Annotated in this window: 17 protein-coding genes; 10 read left to right on the top strand and 7 right to left on the bottom strand. The window is 28.0% G+C overall.

Going from position 1 to position 21,785, the window contains the following annotated elements:
* Window positions 1-120: 120 nt before the first annotated feature.
* Genes ABJG40_RS03265 through nadC form a run of 3 tightly spaced genes read right to left on the bottom strand, consistent with a single transcriptional unit; the run spans window position 121 to window position 2,494 of the window.
* Window positions 121-1,059 carry a YihY/virulence factor BrkB family protein gene (locus ABJG40_RS03265; RefSeq protein ID WP_348023151.1) on the bottom strand — a complete coding sequence of 313 codons (939 nt, stop codon included), beginning with the start codon at window positions 1,057-1,059 and terminating at the stop codon, window positions 121-123.
* A 2-nt stretch (window positions 1,060-1,061) separates the two neighbouring features.
* Window positions 1,062-1,634 (bottom strand): pentapeptide repeat-containing protein, encoded by a 573-nt coding sequence (locus tag ABJG40_RS03270; protein WP_348023152.1) that lies wholly within the window; start codon window positions 1,632-1,634, stop codon window positions 1,062-1,064.
* Window positions 1,634-2,494: a carboxylating nicotinate-nucleotide diphosphorylase gene (nadC, locus tag ABJG40_RS03275; protein ID WP_348023153.1), complete on the bottom strand. Its 861-nt coding sequence runs from the start codon at window positions 2,492-2,494 to the stop codon at window positions 1,634-1,636. The genes ABJG40_RS03270 and nadC overlap by 1 nt, the downstream gene beginning before the upstream one ends.
* Before the next feature lie 62 nt (window positions 2,495-2,556).
* On the opposite strand from nadC, the gene rlmH reads away from it, so the two are divergent.
* Complete coding sequence (gene rlmH / locus ABJG40_RS03280) at window positions 2,557-3,030, top strand: 23S rRNA (pseudouridine(1915)-N(3))-methyltransferase RlmH (protein WP_348023154.1); 474 nt, start codon at window positions 2,557-2,559, stop codon at window positions 3,028-3,030.
* 36 nt (window positions 3,031-3,066) lie between these two features.
* On the opposite strand, the gene ABJG40_RS03285 is transcribed toward rlmH, so the two are convergent.
* A complete protein-coding gene (locus tag ABJG40_RS03285) occupies window positions 3,067-3,858 on the bottom strand; it encodes a helix-turn-helix transcriptional regulator (protein ID WP_348023155.1) in 792 nt (263 codons plus the stop codon).
* A gap of 225 nt (window positions 3,859-4,083) precedes the next feature.
* Between ABJG40_RS03285 and ABJG40_RS03290 the strand changes: the two genes are divergently transcribed.
* The 5 genes from ABJG40_RS03290 (at window position 4,084) to ABJG40_RS03310 (ending at window position 8,726) form a co-directional block, all read left to right on the top strand.
* The gene (locus tag ABJG40_RS03290) at window positions 4,084-4,659 is read left to right on the top strand and encodes a non-canonical purine NTP diphosphatase (RefSeq protein WP_348023156.1); all 576 of its coding nucleotides are present in this window, start codon (window positions 4,084-4,086) and stop codon (window positions 4,657-4,659) included.
* 75 nt (window positions 4,660-4,734) lie between these two features.
* Window positions 4,735-5,763: an iron ABC transporter permease gene (locus tag ABJG40_RS03295; protein WP_348023157.1), complete on the top strand. Its 1,029-nt coding sequence runs from the start codon at window positions 4,735-4,737 to the stop codon at window positions 5,761-5,763.
* Between the two features lie 286 nt (window positions 5,764-6,049).
* Window positions 6,050-6,745 carry an ABC transporter ATP-binding protein gene (locus ABJG40_RS03300; protein WP_348023181.1) on the top strand — a complete coding sequence of 232 codons (696 nt, stop codon included), beginning with the start codon at window positions 6,050-6,052 and terminating at the stop codon, window positions 6,743-6,745.
* Between the two features lie 50 nt (window positions 6,746-6,795).
* Entirely contained in the window at window positions 6,796-7,830 is a 1,035-nt protein-coding gene (locus ABJG40_RS03305) for a M28 family metallopeptidase (protein ID WP_348023158.1), read from the top strand.
* 632 nt (window positions 7,831-8,462) lie between these two features.
* Window positions 8,463-8,726 carry a hypothetical protein gene (locus tag ABJG40_RS03310; RefSeq protein ID WP_348023159.1) on the top strand — a complete coding sequence of 88 codons (264 nt, stop codon included), beginning with the start codon at window positions 8,463-8,465 and terminating at the stop codon, window positions 8,724-8,726.
* Between the two features lie 159 nt (window positions 8,727-8,885).
* Here the strand turns inward: ABJG40_RS03310 and msrA are convergent, their stop codons facing one another.
* Window positions 8,886-9,545, bottom strand: a complete 660-nt coding sequence (msrA, locus tag ABJG40_RS03315; RefSeq protein WP_348023160.1) for a peptide-methionine (S)-S-oxide reductase MsrA — start codon at window positions 9,543-9,545, stop codon at window positions 8,886-8,888.
* A gap of 217 nt (window positions 9,546-9,762) precedes the next feature.
* On the opposite strand from msrA, the gene dnaX reads away from it, so the two are divergent.
* Together dnaX and ABJG40_RS03325 are read left to right on the top strand one after the other, a co-directional pair.
* Window positions 9,763-11,448: a DNA polymerase III subunit gamma/tau gene (gene dnaX, locus ABJG40_RS03320; protein WP_348023161.1), complete on the top strand. Its 1,686-nt coding sequence runs from the start codon at window positions 9,763-9,765 to the stop codon at window positions 11,446-11,448.
* Window positions 11,449-11,493: 45 nt separating this feature from the next.
* The gene (locus tag ABJG40_RS03325; protein ID WP_348023162.1) at window positions 11,494-13,143 is read left to right on the top strand and encodes a DNA mismatch repair protein MutS; all 1,650 of its coding nucleotides are present in this window, start codon (window positions 11,494-11,496) and stop codon (window positions 13,141-13,143) included.
* A gap of 4 nt (window positions 13,144-13,147) precedes the next feature.
* Here ABJG40_RS03325 and ABJG40_RS03330 read toward each other — a convergent pair whose 3' ends face one another.
* The gene (locus ABJG40_RS03330; protein ID WP_348023163.1) at window positions 13,148-14,968 is read right to left on the bottom strand and encodes a sodium:proton antiporter; all 1,821 of its coding nucleotides are present in this window, start codon (window positions 14,966-14,968) and stop codon (window positions 13,148-13,150) included.
* Window positions 14,969-15,094: 126 nt separating this feature from the next.
* On the opposite strand from ABJG40_RS03330, the gene ABJG40_RS03335 reads away from it, so the two are divergent.
* On the top strand, window positions 15,095-15,928 hold the full coding sequence (locus tag ABJG40_RS03335) for a universal stress protein (protein WP_348023164.1): 834 nt from the start codon (window positions 15,095-15,097) through the stop codon (window positions 15,926-15,928).
* A complete protein-coding gene (locus ABJG40_RS03340; RefSeq protein ID WP_348023165.1) occupies window positions 15,929-18,118 on the top strand; it encodes a SulP family inorganic anion transporter in 2,190 nt (729 codons plus the stop codon).
* Between the two features lie 49 nt (window positions 18,119-18,167).
* Here the strand turns inward: ABJG40_RS03340 and ABJG40_RS03345 are convergent, their stop codons facing one another.
* Window positions 18,168-21,758, bottom strand: a complete 3,591-nt coding sequence (locus tag ABJG40_RS03345) for a LodA/GoxA family CTQ-dependent oxidase (RefSeq protein ID WP_348023166.1) — start codon at window positions 21,756-21,758, stop codon at window positions 18,168-18,170.
* Window positions 21,759-21,785 lie beyond the last annotated feature (27 nt).

Below are 21,785 nucleotides of genomic sequence, written 5' to 3' on the forward strand. Positions count from 1 at the left end.
AAAATAGTTTTTAGTTTTTAGTTTTTAGTTTTAAGTGATATCACTTAAAACTCATCACTTAAAATTTAACACTTGCAATTGAAAATTGCGCGTGCAAATATCGTTAAAAACTTATAAATGTTATAAAGTTGAATCGATTTTATTTCTTTGTCTTAATGCATATAAAGAAGCATTTAATTCAAACCCCAATAAAAGAATAATTGCATTTAGCCAAACAAATAACATTAAGATTAAAAGTGTACCAATAGAACCATATAATTGATTGTATTGTGCAAATTTAACAACATAAATACCGAATAAATAAAACGTACATAAAGATACAACAGTTGTTAAAATTGCTCCTGCAGAAAAAAACTTCACTTCTTTTCCTTGCTTTGTTCCATATCTAAATAACAAAGAAACAATGGTGAAAATCATCACTAAGAAAACTGCATTTTTACCAATATAAAACAAATTTAAGTCACTGGTATTAAACCAACCAATTTCATCAATTTTAGACAAAGCAACTTGATATAATATAAGTGTTGTTATGGTTACAATTAAGAAAAGTGACATTAATAAAGAAACTCCAAGAGAAACAAAATACGATTTAAAAACATTTCTAACATCAGTAATATGATACGAATATTCAAATCCTCCAAAAATGGCATTCACACCATTTGTCATTAAAAATATGGACAATAAAAAACCAAAAGAAAGCAAACCTCCATATTGGTTGTTAATAATATCTCCTAAAACAACATTAACAGCGTCAAAAGTTTGTGGTGGTAAAATTTCTTTGATAAATGAAAACAATCCATCCTGGAAACCTTCTATTGGAATGTAGGGAATTAACGTTAAAATGAATAGCATAAATGGAAAAACAGCCATAAAAAAACTGAAAGCAATTCCTCCTGCTCTAGTTGTTAAAGCGCCTTCTACAATACCAATAATGTACATTTCTAATACATCATATAAAGACATACCTTCTAAACCTGGAATTTTAATTTTCTTTCCAAATTTTACCAAAAGATTTATAATTGGTATTTTTTCTAATTTGTCTTCTATTTCTTTACTCATTTCTATTCAACTACAACTTTAAATTCAGTCAGTAATCCAACTACATTTTCTTTACTAAATTTTGCCCCTTTTACCTTACTTTCTATGGGATTGATATTAAAATTATATGCAGTTCTAAAATCTACATTTTCAAGTATAGTTCTATCAAAAGTAGCTAATTTTAAATCGCAATCATCAAATACAGAATTCAATAAAATCGCTTCTGTAAAATCTACTTCTTGTAAATTACAATTACTAAATTTTGTATTCGGAATTTTTAATTGATAAAAAGACGAAAAATTTAATTGACAATCTTTAAATGAAAACTGTAATAAAAAAGGATCGCATTTATTAAATCTTAATCCTATCATTTTACAATTTATAAACTGAGCATCTTTAAATGCAGTATTGTCTAAAATTGCGTTGCTAAAATTACAATCTACAAATTCGCATTCTACAAACTGAATATTTGATGCATGAACGTTTTCTAAATTACAATTTGTAAACGTACAATTATCATATTCACCTTTTTTGATTGTTGATTTTGTAAAATCAACTTTTAAAAAAGTTTTACTATCAAAGTAATTATCAAGCATTAATCTATCGCTTTTAAACTCAAATCTAAATTATAAACAGAATGCGTTAAAGCACCTGAAGAAATAAAATTGACACCACATTCTGCATATTTTCTAATGGTTTTTTCATTAATTCCACCAGAAGATTCTGTTAAACATGTATTACCAATTAAAGCTACAGCTTTTCTAGTATCTTCATAATTAAAATTATCAATTAATATTCTGTAAACCCCATCTACAGAAAGAATTTCTTTGATTTCTTCTAAACTTCTGGCTTCTACAATAATTTTAATATCAATATTTTTTTCGGCTAAATAATTCTTAGTTTTTGTAATTGCAGCAGTTATTCCACCTGCAAAATCTATATGATTATCTTTAATCATAACCATATCATACAATGCAAAACGATGATTCTCTCCTCCTCCAATTTTTACAGCCCATTTTTCTAGAGCTCTAATTCCTGGGGTTGTTTTTCTAGTATCTAAAACTTTGGTTTTTGTCCCTTTTAATAAATTTGCAAAAAAAGCAGTTTTAGTAGCAATAGCACTCATTCTTTGCATTGCATTTAAAACCAAACGTTCTGCCATTAAAATGGATTGAGATTTTCCTGAAACATAAAAAACTACATCTCCATATTTTACTTTTTCTCCATCATTTATAAATGTTTCTACTTGTAAATCTGCATCAACATATTTAAAAACTTGTTTAGCAAACTCCACTCCTGCAATAATTCCTTCATCTTTTACTAATAACTTAGCTTTACCTGTTGCATCTGCAGGAATACAAGAAAGAGATGTATGATCTCCATCTCCTATATCTTCTCTAATTGCGTTTTTTATAATTAAATCTAATTCGTTTTGAAATTGTGCTTCTGTAATCATACTTAAATTTTATTCTGATGTAAAAATAGGAAATCATACTACATAATTCGTAATTTTGAAGCATGAAAATTAAATTACTTGCCATTGGAAAAACTGATAATAAAAATTTGATTCAGTTAATTGATGAATATCAAAACCGATTAAAACACTATATAAAGTTTGAATTAGAAATTATACCCGATATTAAAAATGTAAAGAATTTAAGTGAAGTGCAACAAAAGGAAAAAGAAGGCAATTTAATTTTATCGAAACTACAAAACACAGATCAATTGGTTTTGTTAGATGATAAAGGGAAACATTTTACTTCTATCGAATTTTCTCAGTATTTACAAAAAAAAATGAATTCTGGTATTAAACAATTAGTTTTAGTAATTGGTGGTCCTTACGGTTTTTCTGAAGCAGTTTATAAAAAATCTGTTGGGAAAATATCATTATCTAAAATGACATTTTCCCATCAAATGATTCGTTTATTTATTGTTGAACAACTCTACAGAGGTTTTACAATTTTAAAGAATGAACCTTATCATCATGAGTAAAAGAGAAACTTTACTAAAAGAATAAATTCTTACTTCCTAGCTTTTGATTTTAATTATTTTATACAATAAAATAATTTCTAAAAGTTGAAGCGGAAATATAGTTGCTACACCTAATTCTACAAGAAAAAACATTAAAAAAATTCCAGCAATAATTTCTAAAACCCCTACAACCAAAGGAAGGTTCCCTAATTTTTCTTTGAGTTTTATCATTCCAACTCCTAACAAAACACTTAATACTCCAAAAGATATTATTCTTGCTACAATTAAAAACTGAATAATTTCATCAAAAAAGAAAAGAGAAAAAACATCATAAACACCAAAAAGGAAATAAGTTATTAAAACAATAAACGCTATTATCTCTAAGAAGTAATTCTTATAAATATTACCCACAATTATAAAACCACGAATAAAAAAAGTAAATGATAGAATAGAAATAAATTTTACTAAAATATAAACTGAATTCTCTAATAAAAACCTATTATCTGTTACTCTATAATATTCTGTTGCAATTTCTATAAAACCAATAACAAAATATATAATTCCAAAAATAACCGCAAGATTTAATTGCTTATAAATTTTATCTTTATTGATTCCTAAAAACTTATCGAATTTACCTGAAACGTAAATTTCTTGAAAAATTTCATCATAATTAAAGCCTAAAACTTCTAAAATTGTTTTTATTGTATAACTTCTAGGGGAAACTTCTCCTGCTTCAATTCTTTGAATTGTTCTTACATTGATATTGCATTGTTCTACCAACTCTTCTTGCGTTAATCCTTTTTCTTTTCGTAATTCAGAAATTCGTTTTCCTAGTTCTGGCTGCTTCATTGTATATATATTTTTATTTATCATACAATGTTACTTTAGATTTTTACTTTTGATAAACATTTTCATTGATTTTAACCCGACATTTACACGACAAACCAATAATAACAATAGTTTCAGCGTTTTTAAGTTTTTGCAATTTACAGTATATTTTTGATTAATTAATCAGTAAAACCAATAAAATAACACCTATAAAATGATTACATTTGCTGTAAATCTATTCTTTTGATGAAACTCGTCTTTGCCACTAACAATTTAAATAAACTAAAAGAAGTACAAGAAATGTTACCAAAATCAATTGAATTATTGAGTTTAAAAGACATAAATTGTTTTGATGAAATTGATGAAACAGCAACTACTTTAGAAGGAAATGCAAAATTAAAAGCAGATTATATTACTAATAAATTTGGTTTTAATTGTTTTGCAGACGATACAGGTTTAGAAGTAGAAAGTTTAAATGGTAAACCCGGAGTTTATTCTGCTCGTTTTGCTGGAGAACCTGCAAATTCTGAAAAAAATATGCAAAAATTGTTAGCTAGTTTAGAATATATAACAAACAAAAAAGCTCAATTTAGAACAGCGATTGCATTAAATATTGATGATAAAAAATTTATTTTTGAAGGAATTTGCATAGGAGAAATTTTAACTAGAAAACAAGGAGAAAAAGGCTTTGGTTACGATCCTATTTTTAAACCAGAAGGTTATAATCAATCTTTTGCAGAAATGACTTCAGAAGAAAAAAACAGCATTTCACATAGAGGTGTTGCAATTCAAAAATTAGTTGCTTTTTTAAATGATTATTAAGTTAAATTACACTCTAGAAAGCATTTGATAGATTAAAATAAAATATTGATTACTCTACACCAGAAAAATCTATAAATGAAACAAAAAAAAATTACAAAACAATTTATAATTCTATCAGCTTTACTGATTGTTTTGTTTTTTCTAAACATAAGTTTTGGGTCAGTTTCTATACCTTTTAAAGATATTTTTAACAGCATTTTTGGAGGCAATGTAATCAAAGAAAGTTGGGAAACAATTGTCATCAATTTTAGGTTACCAAAAGCAATAACAGCAGTTTTAGTGGGTTCTGGTTTGTCTATTTGTGGCTTGTTAATGCAAACATTATTTAGAAATCCTTTAGCAGGCCCTTTTGTATTAGGTATTTCATCTGGCGCAAGTTTGGGTGTTGCTATTTTAATATTAGGTTCTTCAGTTTTTGGTGGCTTTTTATTAACTAGTTCTGTTTCTAGTTGGTCTTTACCAATAGCTGCAAGTTTAGGAGCTTTTTTAGTTTTGTCTGCAGTAATTATTGCTGCCAATAAAGTAAGAAATACCATGTCTATTTTAATTATTGGATTGATGTTTGGTTCATTAACATCTGCTATAATAAGTGTTTTAGCTTATTTTTCTGAAGCAACTCAAATTCAGCAATATTTATTTTGGAGTTTTGGTAGTTTAGGAAATTTAACTTGGAATGAAATCACCGTTTTTGCACTAATTTATACCATAGGAATTCTAGGAACAATTTCCGTTATAAAACCTTTAAACAGTTTTTTATTGGGAGAAAATTATGCAAAAAGTTTAGGGATTAATGTAAAAAAAAGTAGAAATATTATACTACTAATTACTAGCATTTTAACAGGAGTAATTACTGCTTTTTCTGGCCCAATAGCTTTTGTTGGTTTAGCAGTACCACATATTGCAAAAATGCTATTTTCTAGTTCAAATCATAAAATATTATTACCAGCTGTTGCAATTATTGGTGCCATTGTTTTATTAGTTTGCGATATGATTGCACAATTACCAACTAGCGAATTTACGCTTCCAATTAATGCAATTACATCATTATTTGGTGCACCTGTAGTTATTTGGTTGTTAATCAGAAAGAAAAAGATATTTGTATAAAGAAGTTGCAAAGTTAAAATTAGTTGCAAAGTTGCAGAGTGAAAAGACTTCAACAAGCTCAGTCTAACATTCGTTAAATAAATTGAAATAAGTGGTAAATTGAAAATAAGTAATAAAATAACAGTGTAAAAAAAGCAAACAAGTTAAACTTTTGAGCCTTTGAACCGCTAACAAAAAAATAAAAGTCATTAAAGAAATAAACAAACATATCATCTTAAAAACTGAAAATCTCTCTATAGGTTATCAACAAAAAAAGCAGGATAAAATCATTGCTTCTAATATCAATATTGAATTTGAAAAAGGAAAACTAATTACTATTTTAGGTAAAAATGGTATTGGTAAATCTACACTTTTAAAAACATTTTCTAAAGTGCAAAAACCAATATCTGGCACAATCTTTATCAATAAAAAAAACATTGAAAAGTTCACTGAAAAAGAACTTTCTATAAAACTAAGTTTGGTATTAACAGAACGTTTACATGAAAGTCAATTAACTGTTTATGAACTTATTGCATTAGGAAGACAACCTTATACAAATTGGATTGATAAATTATCTAAAGAAGATATACAAAAAGTAGAAACCGCCATTCAACAAACAGAAATAGAACACCTTAAAAACAATCGTTTTTACGAGTTAAGTGATGGTCAGTTACAAAGAGTTTTAATTGCAAGAGCATTAGCCCAAGATACAGAAATTATTATTTTAGATGAACCTACAGCTCATTTAGATATGCATCACACCATCAAAATATTTTCTTTATTAAAAAGATTGGTGTCAGAAACTAAAAAAACAGTGATTATTTCTTCACACGAAGTTAATTTAGCTATTCAATTATCAGATGAAATTGTTTTAATTACAGAAAACACCTTTGTTACTGGAAATCCATCAGAATTAATTAAAAACAATCATTTCGACCATCTTTTTCCTAAAGATATTGTTAAATTTAACAAAACATTACAACAATTTATTATAAACAAATAATAAATTTGATTTGATAATCAATTATAAAAACCTTTTATCTAACTTATTCAATGAAAAAAATATTTTACTTATTTGCTCTTTTACTTTTTGTTTCTTGCAGTTCTAGTCAAAAAGCTTCAAAAGAAGATAAAACAACAGATTATGCAGCAAAATATGCAGCTACAATTACTGCAGAAAATTTAAAAACACATTTGTATATTTTTGCTTCAGACGAGTTTGAAGGAAGAGATACAGGAGAACCTGGACAAAAAAAAGCCATTAAATATTTAAAAGATTTTTATGTAAATCAAAAAATTATGTCACCTATTGGTAAAGATGATTATTACCAAGAAATACCAGAAGCTTGGTTAAACAAAAATGCGAGAAGAAGAAAATTAAAAGATTCTGAAAATGTTTTAGCTTTTATAAAAGGAAAAGAAAAACCAAATGAAATTGTGGTAATTTCTGCACATTTAGATCATGTTGGTGTTAAAGATGGCAAAATCTACAATGGTGCAGATGATGATGGATCTGGTTCTATGGCTATTTTAGAAATTGCAGAAGCATTTAAAAAAGCAGTAAAAGATGGTAAAGGGCCTAAAAGATCTATCTTATTTTTACACGTTACAGGAGAAGAAAAAGGGTTGTTAGGCTCTAAATATTATACTGAAAACCCAATCTTTCCTCTAACAAATACTGTCTGTAATTTAAATATAGATATGATTGGTAGAGTTGATGATTTACACAAACAAGATTCTAATTATGTATATTTAATTGGTGCAGATAAGTTAAGCACGCAGTTACACACTGTTTCTGAAAACATGAATAAAAAATACACTAACATTAATTTAGATTATAAGTATAATGATGAAAATGACCCAAATCGTTTTTACTACAGGTCAGATCATTATAATTTTGCTAAGCACAATATACCTGTAATTTTTTATTTTAATGGTACACATGAAGATTACCATAAACATACAGATACTCCAGATAAAATTGAATATCATTTATTAGCAAAAAGAACTCGTTTAATTTTTCATACTGCTTGGGAAGTTGCGAATAGAGAAGAAAGATTACTCGTTGATAATGGTGTAATTGAATAGAATATTATTAATACAAAACCTCACAGAAATGTGAGGTTTTGTATTAATAATATTGGCGTAATTTAATTTATATAAAATTACAAATCATGATATTAATCATGTTAAAGAAAAAGAAAACAAAATATCTTAGTAGATTGTTAAGTGTTTATTTTTGAATAAAATTTTGCCCCTAAATATTTTTAAAACCTTACAATCTAAAACTTTAGATTTGTGAGGTTTTTTCTTTTTAAAAGATAATAAATAAAAGAACATTTACTCTAAAAAATAAAAAGCTCTGTTTTTAAAACTTAAAAAACAGAGCTTTTTTTAGCTTCCAAAACAAGACTAAATGTTAAAAAAACAAATTTTATTACAATCTTCTCCTTAAACTTAGCTTGATTCGTTTATTTTTATAAAAAAAATTGCATCAATAACAGAAAAACATATTAAATCTTACAACTTTAAAAGCATATACTTTTTGGTATTGATTTTAACAAAAAATAACACAAACTTCGCTAACGGCTATTATAAGTCATTAAAACGAAGGTCATAATCATCTTAAGTTGTAAAACATTAAGTGGAACAGTTTTTGATACAAATCAATTATATAAAATAAAAAATATATTATTTAACCAATTTAAAAACAATTAATTATGAAATTACAAATTATCACATTAGCGTTATTCAGTTTTTTTTTCTATTCATGCTCAGAAAAAAATAATTCTAAAAAAAAAGGAGAAATTGAAACAATTACAGAACAAAAAAACAATGTTTCTGAATTAATAACAGAAGAAAAACTAGAAACAATTACTGAACAGAAAAACAATGTTTCTGAATTAATAACAGAAGAAAAACTAGAAACAATTACAGAACAAAAAAACAATTCTGTTAAAATAATTAAGAAAGGGAAAAACTAATATAACGTTTCACAACAACGAATAAACTTTATTGCTGGTTTTGGCTAACTTGGGAAATTCCTCCGGAATTTTTCGCCGTTCGTGTTTTATTTATTAAATTCATTGCTTAAACCACGCAACAAAGCATACACAAAAACGATAGCGATTTTTAAATTTTATTTAATGGAACTTTCCCTTTTTCAATAATTGAGAAAACTTCTGCTTAAAACGATTTAACCTTGGTGTAGAAACTGCTTTTACATAACCTTGGTTTGGATTTCTTTGCTCAAAATCTTGATGATATTCTTCTGCTTTATAAAACTTAGTATATTTAGTAACCTCAGTAACTATATTATCATCATAAACTGTTTTATTTAATAATTTTATGGCTTTTTCTATAATTTGTTTTTCTGTTTCATTGCTATAAAAAGCAATAGATCTGTATTGCGTTCCATAATCTGGATGTTGTCCGTTAACGGTTGTAGGATTATGTGAACCAAAAAATACTTTTACCAAAGTTTTAAAAGAAACCATGTTTGGGTTGTAATATACAGCAACAGTTTCTGCATGACCTGTTTTACCTGTACCAATAGAATTGTAAGTTGGGTTTAATGTATGCCCACCTGCATAACCAGAAACAGCCTCTTCTACTCCACTTACACTTTCAAAAATAGCTTCTACACACCAAAAACAACCACTTGCAAAGTAAGCTACTTTTGTGTTTTTACTTTGCATAAAATATTTTCTATCTTGTTGATTGTCTATCTTTTTAGCAAAACAAAAAAAAGTAATTAACAATAAAGAAACACTAAGGGTAACAACTAATTTTAAATTTTTCATTTACACTAAATTAAATTTTTTAATAGAAAATTGTACTAAGAATAATCAACCAAATTCTCAGCACAATTTTCAGAACTCTAATTCAAAATTATACATATAGTCGTAATAATCTGTTACTATTTACAAGTTGTTTACAACTTTAGCATTTTGTTAAGAAACCTTCTTGTAAAAAAAGAAGTAGAACCTTACTTTTGTTAACCTAACAAAAAAACAATAAATGGAGCATTTTATAGTTTCTGCACGTAAATACAGACCTCAAAACTTTGAGGATGTTGTTGGGCAACAAGCCATTACAAACACGTTAGAGAATGCTATAAAAAACAATCATTTAGCGCAAGCGCTTTTATTTACAGGTCCTCGTGGAGTTGGTAAGACTTCTTGTGCAAGAATTTTAGCAAAAAAAATAAATCAACAAAATGCAGAAGTTGCTGCAGACGAAGATTTTGCATTTAATATTTTTGAGTTAGATGCGGCTTCTAATAATTCTGTAGATGATATTAGAAGTCTAACAGACCAGGTTAGAATTCCGCCACAAACTGGTAAATACAAAGTATATATTATAGATGAGGTACACATGTTATCTCAAGCCGCTTTTAATGCTTTTTTAAAGACTTTAGAAGAACCACCTGCACATGCTATTTTTATTTTAGCAACTACAGAAAAGCACAAAATTATTCCTACAATTTTATCTCGTTGTCAAATTTTCGATTTTAAAAGAATAGGTGTTTTAGATGCAAAAAACTATTTAAAAGTAATTTGCGAAAAAGAAAAGATAACTGCAGAAGATGACGCATTACATATTATTGCTCAAAAAGCAGATGGTGCAATGCGTGATGCATTGTCTATTTTTGATAGAGTTGTTAGTTTTTCGGGTACTAATTTAACCCGAGAAGCAGTTACAGAAAACTTAAATGTTTTAGATTATGATACGTATTTTAATATGACAGATTTAATGCTATCGAATAAAATACCACAAGTTTTAAATGCTTTTAATACTGTTTTAGCTAAAGGTTTTGAAGGCCATCATTTTATAAATGGACTTGCCAGTCATTTTAGAGATTTATTAGTAGCAAAAGACAAAGTAACTATAGATTTGTTAGAAGTTGGTGATACTACTAAAAAGAAATATATAGAACAAGCTACTAAAGCAAGTATCCCTTTTTTAATGCAAGCCATTAACAAAGCTAATGATTGCGATTTAAAATACAGAGCTAGTAAAAACCAACGATTGTTAGTTGAATTAACCATTATGCAAATTGCCTCTATCACTTTTGATGGAGAAAAAAAAAAATCAGCTAACTACATAATTCCTGCCACATTTTTTCAGGCACTTTCTCCTGCTGTAAAAGAGATTGCAAAACCTATTCAGCAAAAAACTGTTGTTACTCAACCAAAGGTTGAAACTCTAAAACCTAAGTTAGCAAAACCTATTTTAAAGTCTGCCACAAAACGTACTTCTTCGCTTTCTTTAAAGAGTATTCATCAGAAAAAAGAAGTTAAAAAAACTGCTGAAGAAGAAAATTTCGACAATCATCCAAAAGATATTTTTACCGAAGAAAAACTTCAAGAACTTTGGCAAGAATATGTAAAATTATTGATTTCTAAAGGAGAAAGAAGCATCGCTTCTATTGTAGGTACAGATTTACCTAAATTAGATCAAAATTTTAAAATAAGTTTTACGGTTCCTAATAAATTAATGGAAGATCAGTTTAGAAAAGGAAGACCCAAATTATTAAATTTCTTAAGAGAAAAATTAAACAATTATGGTATAGACATTATAGTTGTTTTGAATGAAAAGATAGAAAAAAGGTTTGCATATACCCCACAAGAGAAATTTAATAAGATGAAAGAAATGAACCCTCTTATTGACAAATTACGTCAAACTTTTGAGTTAGATATGTAACATTATTTATATTGTTTCTACATATAATTATATTATTTTAAACTTATGAATTACTTTGTTGGAACTACATTTATTTTAATTTTATGGTTTTTGATTAATAACTTTATCAAAAAAAAACGTCTAAAAAAATTTAAAAAATCACTTTATAACAATTGGGGAAAAGAAAAAAAACAATCTTATTATAATTTCTTTGTCATTAGTAAATATTTTAATAATAATCATAATAAAGATAAAGCTTACCATATTTTATCAGAAAAAAGTAAAGTAGATTTTGATATTGATGACATTTTTAAGTTTGTAGATAGAACATCTTCTAAAATTGGACAACAATATTTATACTTTAAATTAAGAACAATTGGCACTCTTAAAGAATTAAAAAAATTTGATAACCTAACTGCTTTTTTTCAAAAAAATAAAGATTTAAGTATTTCTTGTCAATTAGAACTTTCTAAATTAAACAACAATAATTCTTATTATTTAGAAGAACTTATTAACCATAAACAATTAGAAAAGCCAAAAAATTTATGGATTGTTAAAAGCTTAACAATTACTGCAATTTCTTCTATTATATTATTATTTTTCTATCCAGTATTTAGCCTTTTATTAGTTCTTGTTTTTTCTATGAATTTATTTTTTCATTACAAAAACAAACATAATGTTACTTATTATTTAAATGGTGTAAATCAATTATCTAGAACTTTAAAGGTGAGTTTGAAATTAATCAAAACCCCAGAAATAGCTGCACATTTTAAAGGCCTTTCTTTTATTGAATGTATAAAATCTATTAAATTTAAAACAGAGTTTATAGCTTTTGAAAAAAATGTTACTAATGAGTTTTTATTCATTTTTTGGTTTCTAGCAGAAATAATTAAAATACTTTTTAATGTTGAGTATTTGGTATTTTATAGTTTTATAGATTCTATCACTAAAAATCGAAAAAGTATAGAAGACTTATTTCTTTTTATTGGAGAAATTGATACTGCAATTTCTACTGCATCTTTAAAATCTGGAAACTTAAAGATATGTACCCCTAAATTTAATGATAATAATGAATTAAAAGCAACTGCTATTTATCATCCGTTAATTGATAATTGTATTGAAAACAATACCCACTTATTAAATAAAAGCATGCTTTTAACAGGTTCTAATATGTCTGGAAAAACAACTTTTATTAGAACAGTTGCCATTAATAGTATTTTAGCACAAACACTTAATTTTTGTTTTGCAGATACTTATACTGCACCTTTTTATAAAATATATTCTTCTATTAGAATTACAGATAATTTACTAGATAATACAAGTTATTATTTACAAGAAGTACTTACAATAAAAGATTTAATAAAAGCGTCTAAAGATAAAAATCCATGTTTATTTGTTTTAGATGAAATTTTTAAAGGCACAAATACTATTGAAAGAATTTCTGGAGGCAAAGCTATTTTATCTTATTTAAATAAAGAACACCATACTGTTTTGGTTTCTACACATGATATAGAATTAACCGAATTATTGGTAAAAGACAACTATGATTTATACCATTTTAGTGAAAAAATTGAAAATAACAATCTCTTTTTTGATCACAAAATAAAACAGGGAAAACTAAAAACTAGAAATGCAATTAAAATTTTAGATTTGTATAAATATCCTGTAGAAATTATAAAAGATGCAAAAGAAATTGAGTCTACCTATTTTTCTTAAAAATTTACACGTTTTTTCCTAGATAAATTAATGTACAATTATCTTTATTACCTTCTAATTTTTCATATTCTTGAATTAAAAATAATTTATCATCTTTTCTAACAAATAATGGTACAGATCTTGATTCGTTAAAAACTTTAGAAACCATTGTTGTATATTCTTCTTCTGTAGAGATTTCTAATTCATAAATTTTAGGGTTATTTCTAAAAGCTTCACTTAAGTTAATGTAATCATCTTTAGGTGTAAAAAAACTATTCTTTTCTTCTGCACTTAAATTTGGGTCTAAAATTTCATTAGAAGAAGCCAACCTATAAGAACCATGTTCTCCAAAATTTTTAGAAAAGCTACTCACTACATATTTATTTACAGCATCACTACTAGTCATTGCTATTAAATATCCTACATCATTTAACTCAATATTATCCGTTAAATCTTCATTATAAATATCTATTTTATAAGCATCTAAACCTGCTTTTACTGCTTGTTCTATAAATTCTTTATTAGAGTCTATTAAAATTACTCTTCTTCCTTTTTCTTTTAGGTACGACGCAATTAATCTAGAAGGATTTGAGGCTCCTACAATTAATATTGCTTGAGATGTTTTAAGAAAAACACCTACCATTTTAGCAAATAATCTAGCTGTTGTTGCATTAAACAACACTGTTCCTAAAACAATCATAAACACCAAAGGTGTTATATATTCTGCGCCTACTACACCTTGTTTAATTAATTTACTACCAAATAAAGAAGCAATACCTGCAGCTACAATACCTCTTGGACCTACCCAACTTATAAAAAGTTTTTCGTTAAATTTTAGTTTAGAATTTCGAGTACTTGCAAAAACTGCTAAAGGTCTAATAACAAAAACTACTAAAGCAAAAAGAGCTACTGTTTTCCAGGTATACAATAATATTAAATCTTCTATATTAATGTTTGCTGATAATAAAATAAATAAAATAGAAATTAATAAAACGCTTAAAGATTCTTTAAAATAAAGTAGTTCTTTAAGGTTTTCTAGTTTTCCATTACCTAAAACCATACCCATTACTACCACAGCCAAAAGTCCGGATTCATGAGCAAATATTTCAGATTCTACAAAAACCAATAAAACTGTAGATAAAGAAACCACATTTAGTAAATAATGTGGAATTAGCTTTTTATTAATTGCATACGCCAAAGCATGAGCAAATGTAAAACCAAAAGTGGTACCAAAAAGTAGAATTTTACCAAATTCCATAAGAGCCGTTTTTGTAAAACCACTATCACCACCAACACTAATAAATTCGAAAACTAATACTGCTACTAATGCACCTATAGGATCTATTAAAATACCTTCCCATTTTAAAACCGTAGACACATCTTTCTTTAAGGGTATATTTCTAAGAATTGGTGTAATTACTGTAGGCCCTGTAACTATAATTAATCCAGAAAAAAGAAAAGAAAGTTCCCATCCTAAATTAAAAACATAATGAGCTACAATACCAGCTCCAAAAAAAGTAATTGCAGACCCTAATGTTATCAATTTTGTAATAACGGGTCCTACATTTTTAATTTCACTTCTTTTTAACGTTAAACCACCTTCAAAAAGAATAATACTAATTGCTAACGAAACAAAATAATACAAACTATCTCCAGGAAACAGTCCTTTTTTTCCATTCCAAATTGGTTCAATCCATTTGGTACCGTCTTCACTTAAAAATTCAGCTGCTATTGGTCCCACTAATAATCCAATTAAAATTAAAGGTAAAATTGCAGGAATTTTAAATTTCCATGCAACCCATTGAGCTAATATTCCTAAAATGATGATTCCGGCTAATTCTAACATATTTTAATATTGGTTTAGTTGTAAATTTAAGAATGTTTATGCTTATTAAAAATAAATTTTATTGTTTTCTTTTGTCGTATAAAGTTCCTTATATTGTGCCATATACTTAACCTTTAAACTAACTTCTTGCAAAATATTCATAAAATTTTAATTGGTGTTGCTTTTTCACCAAATTTACGTGCAAATATTTTTGAAGCTGTTAGGCTCGCAAATATATTTGATGCTGAGTTAGTTGGCGTACATGTTGGGCCAAAATCAGCTAAAAAAAAATCTGATTTAAAAGCACTTTTATCTGAGGCAGATTCTTTAAAAAACCCTTTTAAATCTATTTGGAAAGAAGGAAACCCTGTTAATATTATCTTAGAAACCTGTACTCAAGAAAATATAGACTTACTTATTTTAGGAGCAATTCAAAAAGAAAATCTCTTTAAATACTATGTGGGTTCTATCGCTAGAAAAATTACTAGAAAAGCACCATGTTCTGTTTTATTATTGATTAAACCTTCTGTAATAAGAGTTCCTTGTAAGCATATTGTTGTAAATGGTTTAAAAGATCACAGAACAGAAGAAACTATTAAAACTGCTTTTGTTTTATCTGAAAAATTAAAGTGTAATAAATTAACAGTTGTAGAAGAAGTTAGCCAAGGAGAGTTGCACGTAAAAGTAAATGACGATATAACTTTACGTAAAGCAAACATAGCAAAAGAAAGATTAAGAACAAGAGAAAATCAGCGAGTAAACCATATTTTAGAAGAAATAAGAAACACAGATATTACAGTAAAAACACAACCTATTTTTGGTAAAAGAGGATATTCTATTGGCCATTATGCAAAAGTAAAAAGAGCAGATTTATTAGTAATGAATGCACCAAATAAACTTGGTTTTTTTGATAGAATTTTTCCTCATGATATTGAGTATATTTTATCTGAATTACCAACCGACGTTTTAATTGTAAAATAAATGAAGAAGAAAAGTACTTTTAAAACGTTTATAGAAGATATTCCTAAAAATTTATTTTCTGGTTTTGTAGTATCATTAATTGCGCTTCCTTTAGGTTTAGGTTTAGCACTAGCTTCTGGTGCACCACCAATTTCTGGTGTTATTGCTGCTATTGTTGGTGGTACTGTAGTAGCCATTACTGGAGGATCTAATGTTACTATTACAGGTCCAGGAAATGGTTTGGTAGTTGTTATTTTAGCAGCAATTACAACTCTTGGTAATGGAGATATGCATCAAGGTTTTTTATACACTTTAGCTGCAGTTGTAATCTCTGGAGTTCTAATGATAATTCTTGGTTTTTTAAGAATGGGATCTTTAGGAGATTTCTTTCCTTCATCTGCAATACAAGGAATGTTAGCAGCTATTGGAATAGGAATATTTGCCAAACAAATACATGTTATGCTTGGTAACCTAAGTGCAAAAGGAAGTATCATTGATTTATTAATTAAGATTCCAGATGGATTTATAAACTTGATTAAAACCGATAACTCCAGCGTGTTTTATGCTGGTTTAGTTGGTATGGCTAGTTTGTTAATAATGATTTTTTATGGAAAAATTAGAAACAGATATTTTCAATTGATCCCTGCTCCCATGTGGATTGTAGTTTTAAGTGTTGGTATGTATTATTATTTTGATTTGGTTTCTGATGCTACATACCCCATAGATAAAAGTTTATTAATTGCTTTACCAGATGATATTTTAAGTAATTTTGCATTTCCAGATTTTTCAATTATTTATCAAGGTAACTTTATAAATGCAGTTATTGCCATTACATTAATTGCAAGTATAGAGAGTTTATTAAGTATAAAAGCAGTAGATAAATTAGATCCTTTAAAAAGAAGATCTAATGTTAATAAAGATATTAGAGCATTAGGTTTAGCTACTGTTATAAGTGGTTTTTTAGGTGGTTTAAATGTAGTAACCGTAATTGCAAGAAGTTCTGTAAATGTAAATAATAACGGAACTAATAGGTCAGCAAACTTTTTTCACGCTGCTTTTTTAGTAGCTTTTATCTTATTATTTGCTACTGAATTACGTAAAATTCCATTACCAGCATTGGCAGCTATTTTAGTATTTACAGGATATAAGTTAGCTTCTCCAGACAATCTTAAAAAAGTATTTAGTATTGGTTCTGAACAATTAATTATCTTTTTAGTAACACTACTTATAACTATTACAACCAGTTTAATAACAGGAATTATAGTAGGTATTTTAATCACTTTTGTAATTCATGTAATTATTAATAAAGACATTCTTTTATTTATTAAAAACGTTTTAAAACCAAATGTTTTAATGTTTAAAGAAGATGATAAATATTATGTAAGTGTAAAAAACTTTTCGAGTTTCTTAAACTATACAAAACTAAAATCTAAATTAGATCAAATACCAGAAACAGAAGAAGCAATCATCGATTTTTCGCTCTGTGATTTTGTAGATCATTCTGTTATGGAAAATTTAAGTAATTACACTGAATCGTTTGCCAGAAAAGGAGGTGATTTTGAAGTAATAGGTTTAGACGATTCAAAATCTGGAAGCGAACATCCTTTTGCATTACGTAAAATATTGCCAAAACAAATAATACCAAAAGAAGGTGTTTTAACAAAAAGACAAAAATCAATACAACAAATAAGTGAAAAAATGCATTGGAAATATGATGCTTTTTCTACACAAGAAATGAAAGAATTACCAACTTTTGGATATTTTAAAACACGTAAAATAGACAAAGTATCTAATGTACTCTCTAACAAAGATTGCACCATTTTTGATGTTCAGTTTTCTGAAGGTGAAATGATTGCAAAACAAGTTATTAAAGCTACAATGTTACATATACGTCAAACAAAACCTATTCCTAAATTTACATTAGATAGAGAAGGGATTTTTGAATATCTTTTAGAGTTTGCTGGTTATAAGGATATAGATATTAACAATCATCCAGATTTTAGCAAACGATTTTATTTATCAGGAAAAAATGAAGAAAAAATTAGAGAGTTTTTTACAGATGAATTAATTTTGTTTTTTGAAAGCAATAAACAATACCATATTTCTGCTACCGAAAACGGAATTCTAATATTTGGTAATGAACGTTTAGCTAGTGTTAAAGAAATTAAAGCTCTTGCCTTTTTTGGAATAGGGTTACAAAAAGCTGTATAATAAAAAAGCCTAAGAACTATATATAGTTCTTAGGCTTTTTTAAATTTATTTAAGAATAAGTTATCCAATAATCTGAACCTCTTTTTGCTCCAGGATATAAATCTATATATTCTATACTAATAGTTACAATAGTACCTCTAAAAGAATTAACTAATGATGTAATGTCTATAGGTGCTGTAGGTGTTATTACACCACTACCTCCATTACTATAATCTTTTGAAAAAACAACGGTATCATTTATTTTAATTACACATTTATCATCTACAACTATATTCCCTGTTCCATCCTTTAAACTACTTAAGGTTATCGTACCTTCAGATGGTAAAATAACATCTATTGAGTTTGTATAAAAAGTATCTGGAAATGGTCCTGTAGATGCTGAATTTGGTTGTGCTACACCTAAATGAATTGGTTCAGCAGGATTTACTGGTACACATGGTGCTCCACTTCCTCCTTTATCTAAACAAGGTGCTCTTTCACTTTCTTCCATCACAAACATTCCTTGATCTGTTTCAAAACTACCTGTTTCTTTATCTTTTTGAGGAACAACAAATCCAAAGTAAGACCAATATCTTACCATATGCTCATAACCTCCTTCGTAATCTGAAATACTATCTGCATTTTTAGGAATCCCTACTGCTTCACCCCTAAACCATGGTTCATATTCAAGTTTTGGTGGATCTAATGAAGTATCCATAGAAACAACAATATCTGGCCTCATTGCTGCCCACCAAGAAATATTACATGACCAAAAATCTCCCTGCCATGGTATAGACATGTATCCTGCTACAGAACCGGGTGTAATTCCTTGCACAATATTTCCATTACTGGTAATGCTATCTGCAAAACGAAAAGCCTCAGCAAAATAACCTGGTTCTTTCATATTGTATGTCAACTCAATCCCTGGATGAAAACCTCCACCAACTGTTGGCTCTAAAGCACTAAAATTTAATGCTGCTGGTTGCTCACTAAGTGAAATATCATTAAAAGATGCAGGAAGAACTGGAATAGCACCCGTTTTAAAGTTACCGTTTACCCATTCTTGAATTTTCCATAATTGATGTGGAGTTAAACTCAACCATTGATTTGGAAAATTAGTATCATTAAAATTATTTTCTAAAGGAGAGCCTCCTTCCCCAAATAAATGAGGCATTAATCTACCAGACTGAACTCCTCCATTAGGAATACTAGGTTTGACTCCATCAACAGTTTTATTTGTTGGATTTGGAATTGCTGCAGGTGGTGGAGGCACCAAAGGCGTTAATTGTTCTGCTGGGCGAATTGCTTTGAAAACAAATTTTCGATAAGGATTATTTGTTAAATTAGGATTTGAATACCCTGCAATAGATCCATCTCTTAAAAAATCTCCCATACTTCCAGGTGCATGACCTTGAAATGCTGGCTCGTTTACCCAAGCATAATCAGTAACCGTTTTTAATATTGGATAAATATCTCTATAAAATTCAATATCACTAAAATTAGCAACCACAGGTGCAGATTTAGTTTGTACTATTCCTTTATTTACAAAAGAAACATCGGTAAAACCTGGTTTTGCCATTCCTAAATAAAAATCTGAAGATTCATTTACAATAGCATAAAATAGTTTACCATGTGATGCTCCTATTCCTGGAGAAAACTTAGTTGTTGGTGCTCCTTTAATTTGATTAAAATTAAATTTAATTACAGCAGGAGAAGGTGCTGGTGAATAATTATTATAAGAACCTATAAAAGAATTATTATTAGCATCTGTATAAGCACAATATAATTCTCCAAAGAACACTCCTAACACTGGATTTGAACTAGCATAAACCTTATTATTAAAAGACGTAAATGAATATTCATATATAGTATTACTTGGTACTAAAAATCTATGAGCAATAGTTATATTATTTTCTGCAGTAGCAAATGCTATATACAAATCTCCATTATAAGCTACAGCACTTGGAGCAGAATTTGCTAAAACTGGTCCAACAGGTCCAGAATTAGCTCCTTCAAAAGTGAAATTTTCACCATCAGTAGATGTACCTATAGATAAGAATCCATTTGTATCAACAAAAACATATGTCAACTCACCATTAAAAACACACAGTGAAGGCGCATAAGAAGTTGTATTTGATCCTATTCGACTTTCTGTCCAAGTATTGCCATTATCTTTGGATACTGCAAGAAGATTTTCACTAGATATACCTGTATAGGCTAAATAAATATTCCCATTATAGTTAACTATAGAAGGTTTTCCTTTACCCGTTTTAGAAACTCCTGTAAGTGGTTTAAATGATATTGAAGAACTACCTGGTGAAAAATTTGGAAATCCATTGGTATTTAATAGTGCAAAATTTACAGTTCCCGAAACAGGATCTTGTTCTGGAAACATATCTAATTGTAAATCTAATAATGAAACCACATTATTCATTGTTGGCACATATTTTGGCGGAGAAACTGCTACCCAACCTCTTCTTTCTTCTTTATTATTTGTAGAAAAAGAAACACCATTGATATTTACATTTGCATTGATACTTCCTCCAGATGTATCATCATACCAACCCGGATTGTTAAAATATGAATTTCCATTAGATGTAGGATCTTCATTAGTATAACAAAACCAAAAATCAGATGCTCCTTTAGAATTTGGATGTAAATCAACATACTCTATAGTTACACTAAATCTTTCTCCAAAATAAGGTTTAATTTGATTTGTAATATCAATTGGTTCAGTTGGTGTTATCACTCCACTACCCCCATTGCTAAAATCGTGAGAAAAAACCTCTGTTCCATTTATCTTTATAATACATTTATCATCTACAAATACATTACCTGTTGCGTCATTATTACTTGATAATAATATTTTTTCTGGATAAGGTTTTGTAGATAAATCTATTTCTATTGTATTATTATAAAATGTGTTTGGAAAAGTTCCTGTAGATGGAGATGCAGCTTTAGCTTCTCCTAAAAGTTTAGCTAAATACCCAGCTCCTTTTTGTAAAATAATAGGAGGTTCAATCAAACAACCAGCTTCCCCTTTTCCTCCTACCACAATTAAACGACCTGAGTTATCAGTTTCTAGCCTACCCAAACTAACTTCTTTTTCGTTATACATTACTTCAGTCATCCCAGGTTCTCCTTTTTTGTAAAGACTTGTAGGTATATTTACTGGATTTGTAATACCCGAAAAAATAGTACCTCCATCCAATTGAACAGCTGAATCATTATTCTGGCTAATTCCTGTAATAGTTTTGGCTCCAGGATCGATAATTAAACTCGATCTTGAGTCAGGGTCTGTTCCTGATGCATTTGGAGAAACACCTGGATTTCTATATTGATCTGGATTGAAACCAAATTTCCCTTGAAAAGCATAGTTTGCCGCTTTTAAGTTTCTCATATGAACATCCCATTCCAAGGTTACTCCATTATCAGGGTCGTGTGTAATTTCTGTTACTACATTATTATTAGTATCAAAACCATACACACGAAAACGTGCAGCTTGAGGTTTTAAAAACCCATTATTATCCTTATAATTTCCTCCTAAGTTAGGTACATCTCCAGGAAACTCTGGTCCTATAAAATATTCTGGACTATTACCTACTCTTGCTGTACCAATTCCTGGATATACTTTTATATATGTAATTGTATCTAATGACATAATTTATGTTTTAATTTTTAAAAAAAT

The sequence above is a fragment of the Polaribacter sp. genome, from assembly GCF_039939415.1.
Lineage (GTDB): Bacteria > Bacteroidota > Bacteroidia > Flavobacteriales > Flavobacteriaceae > Polaribacter.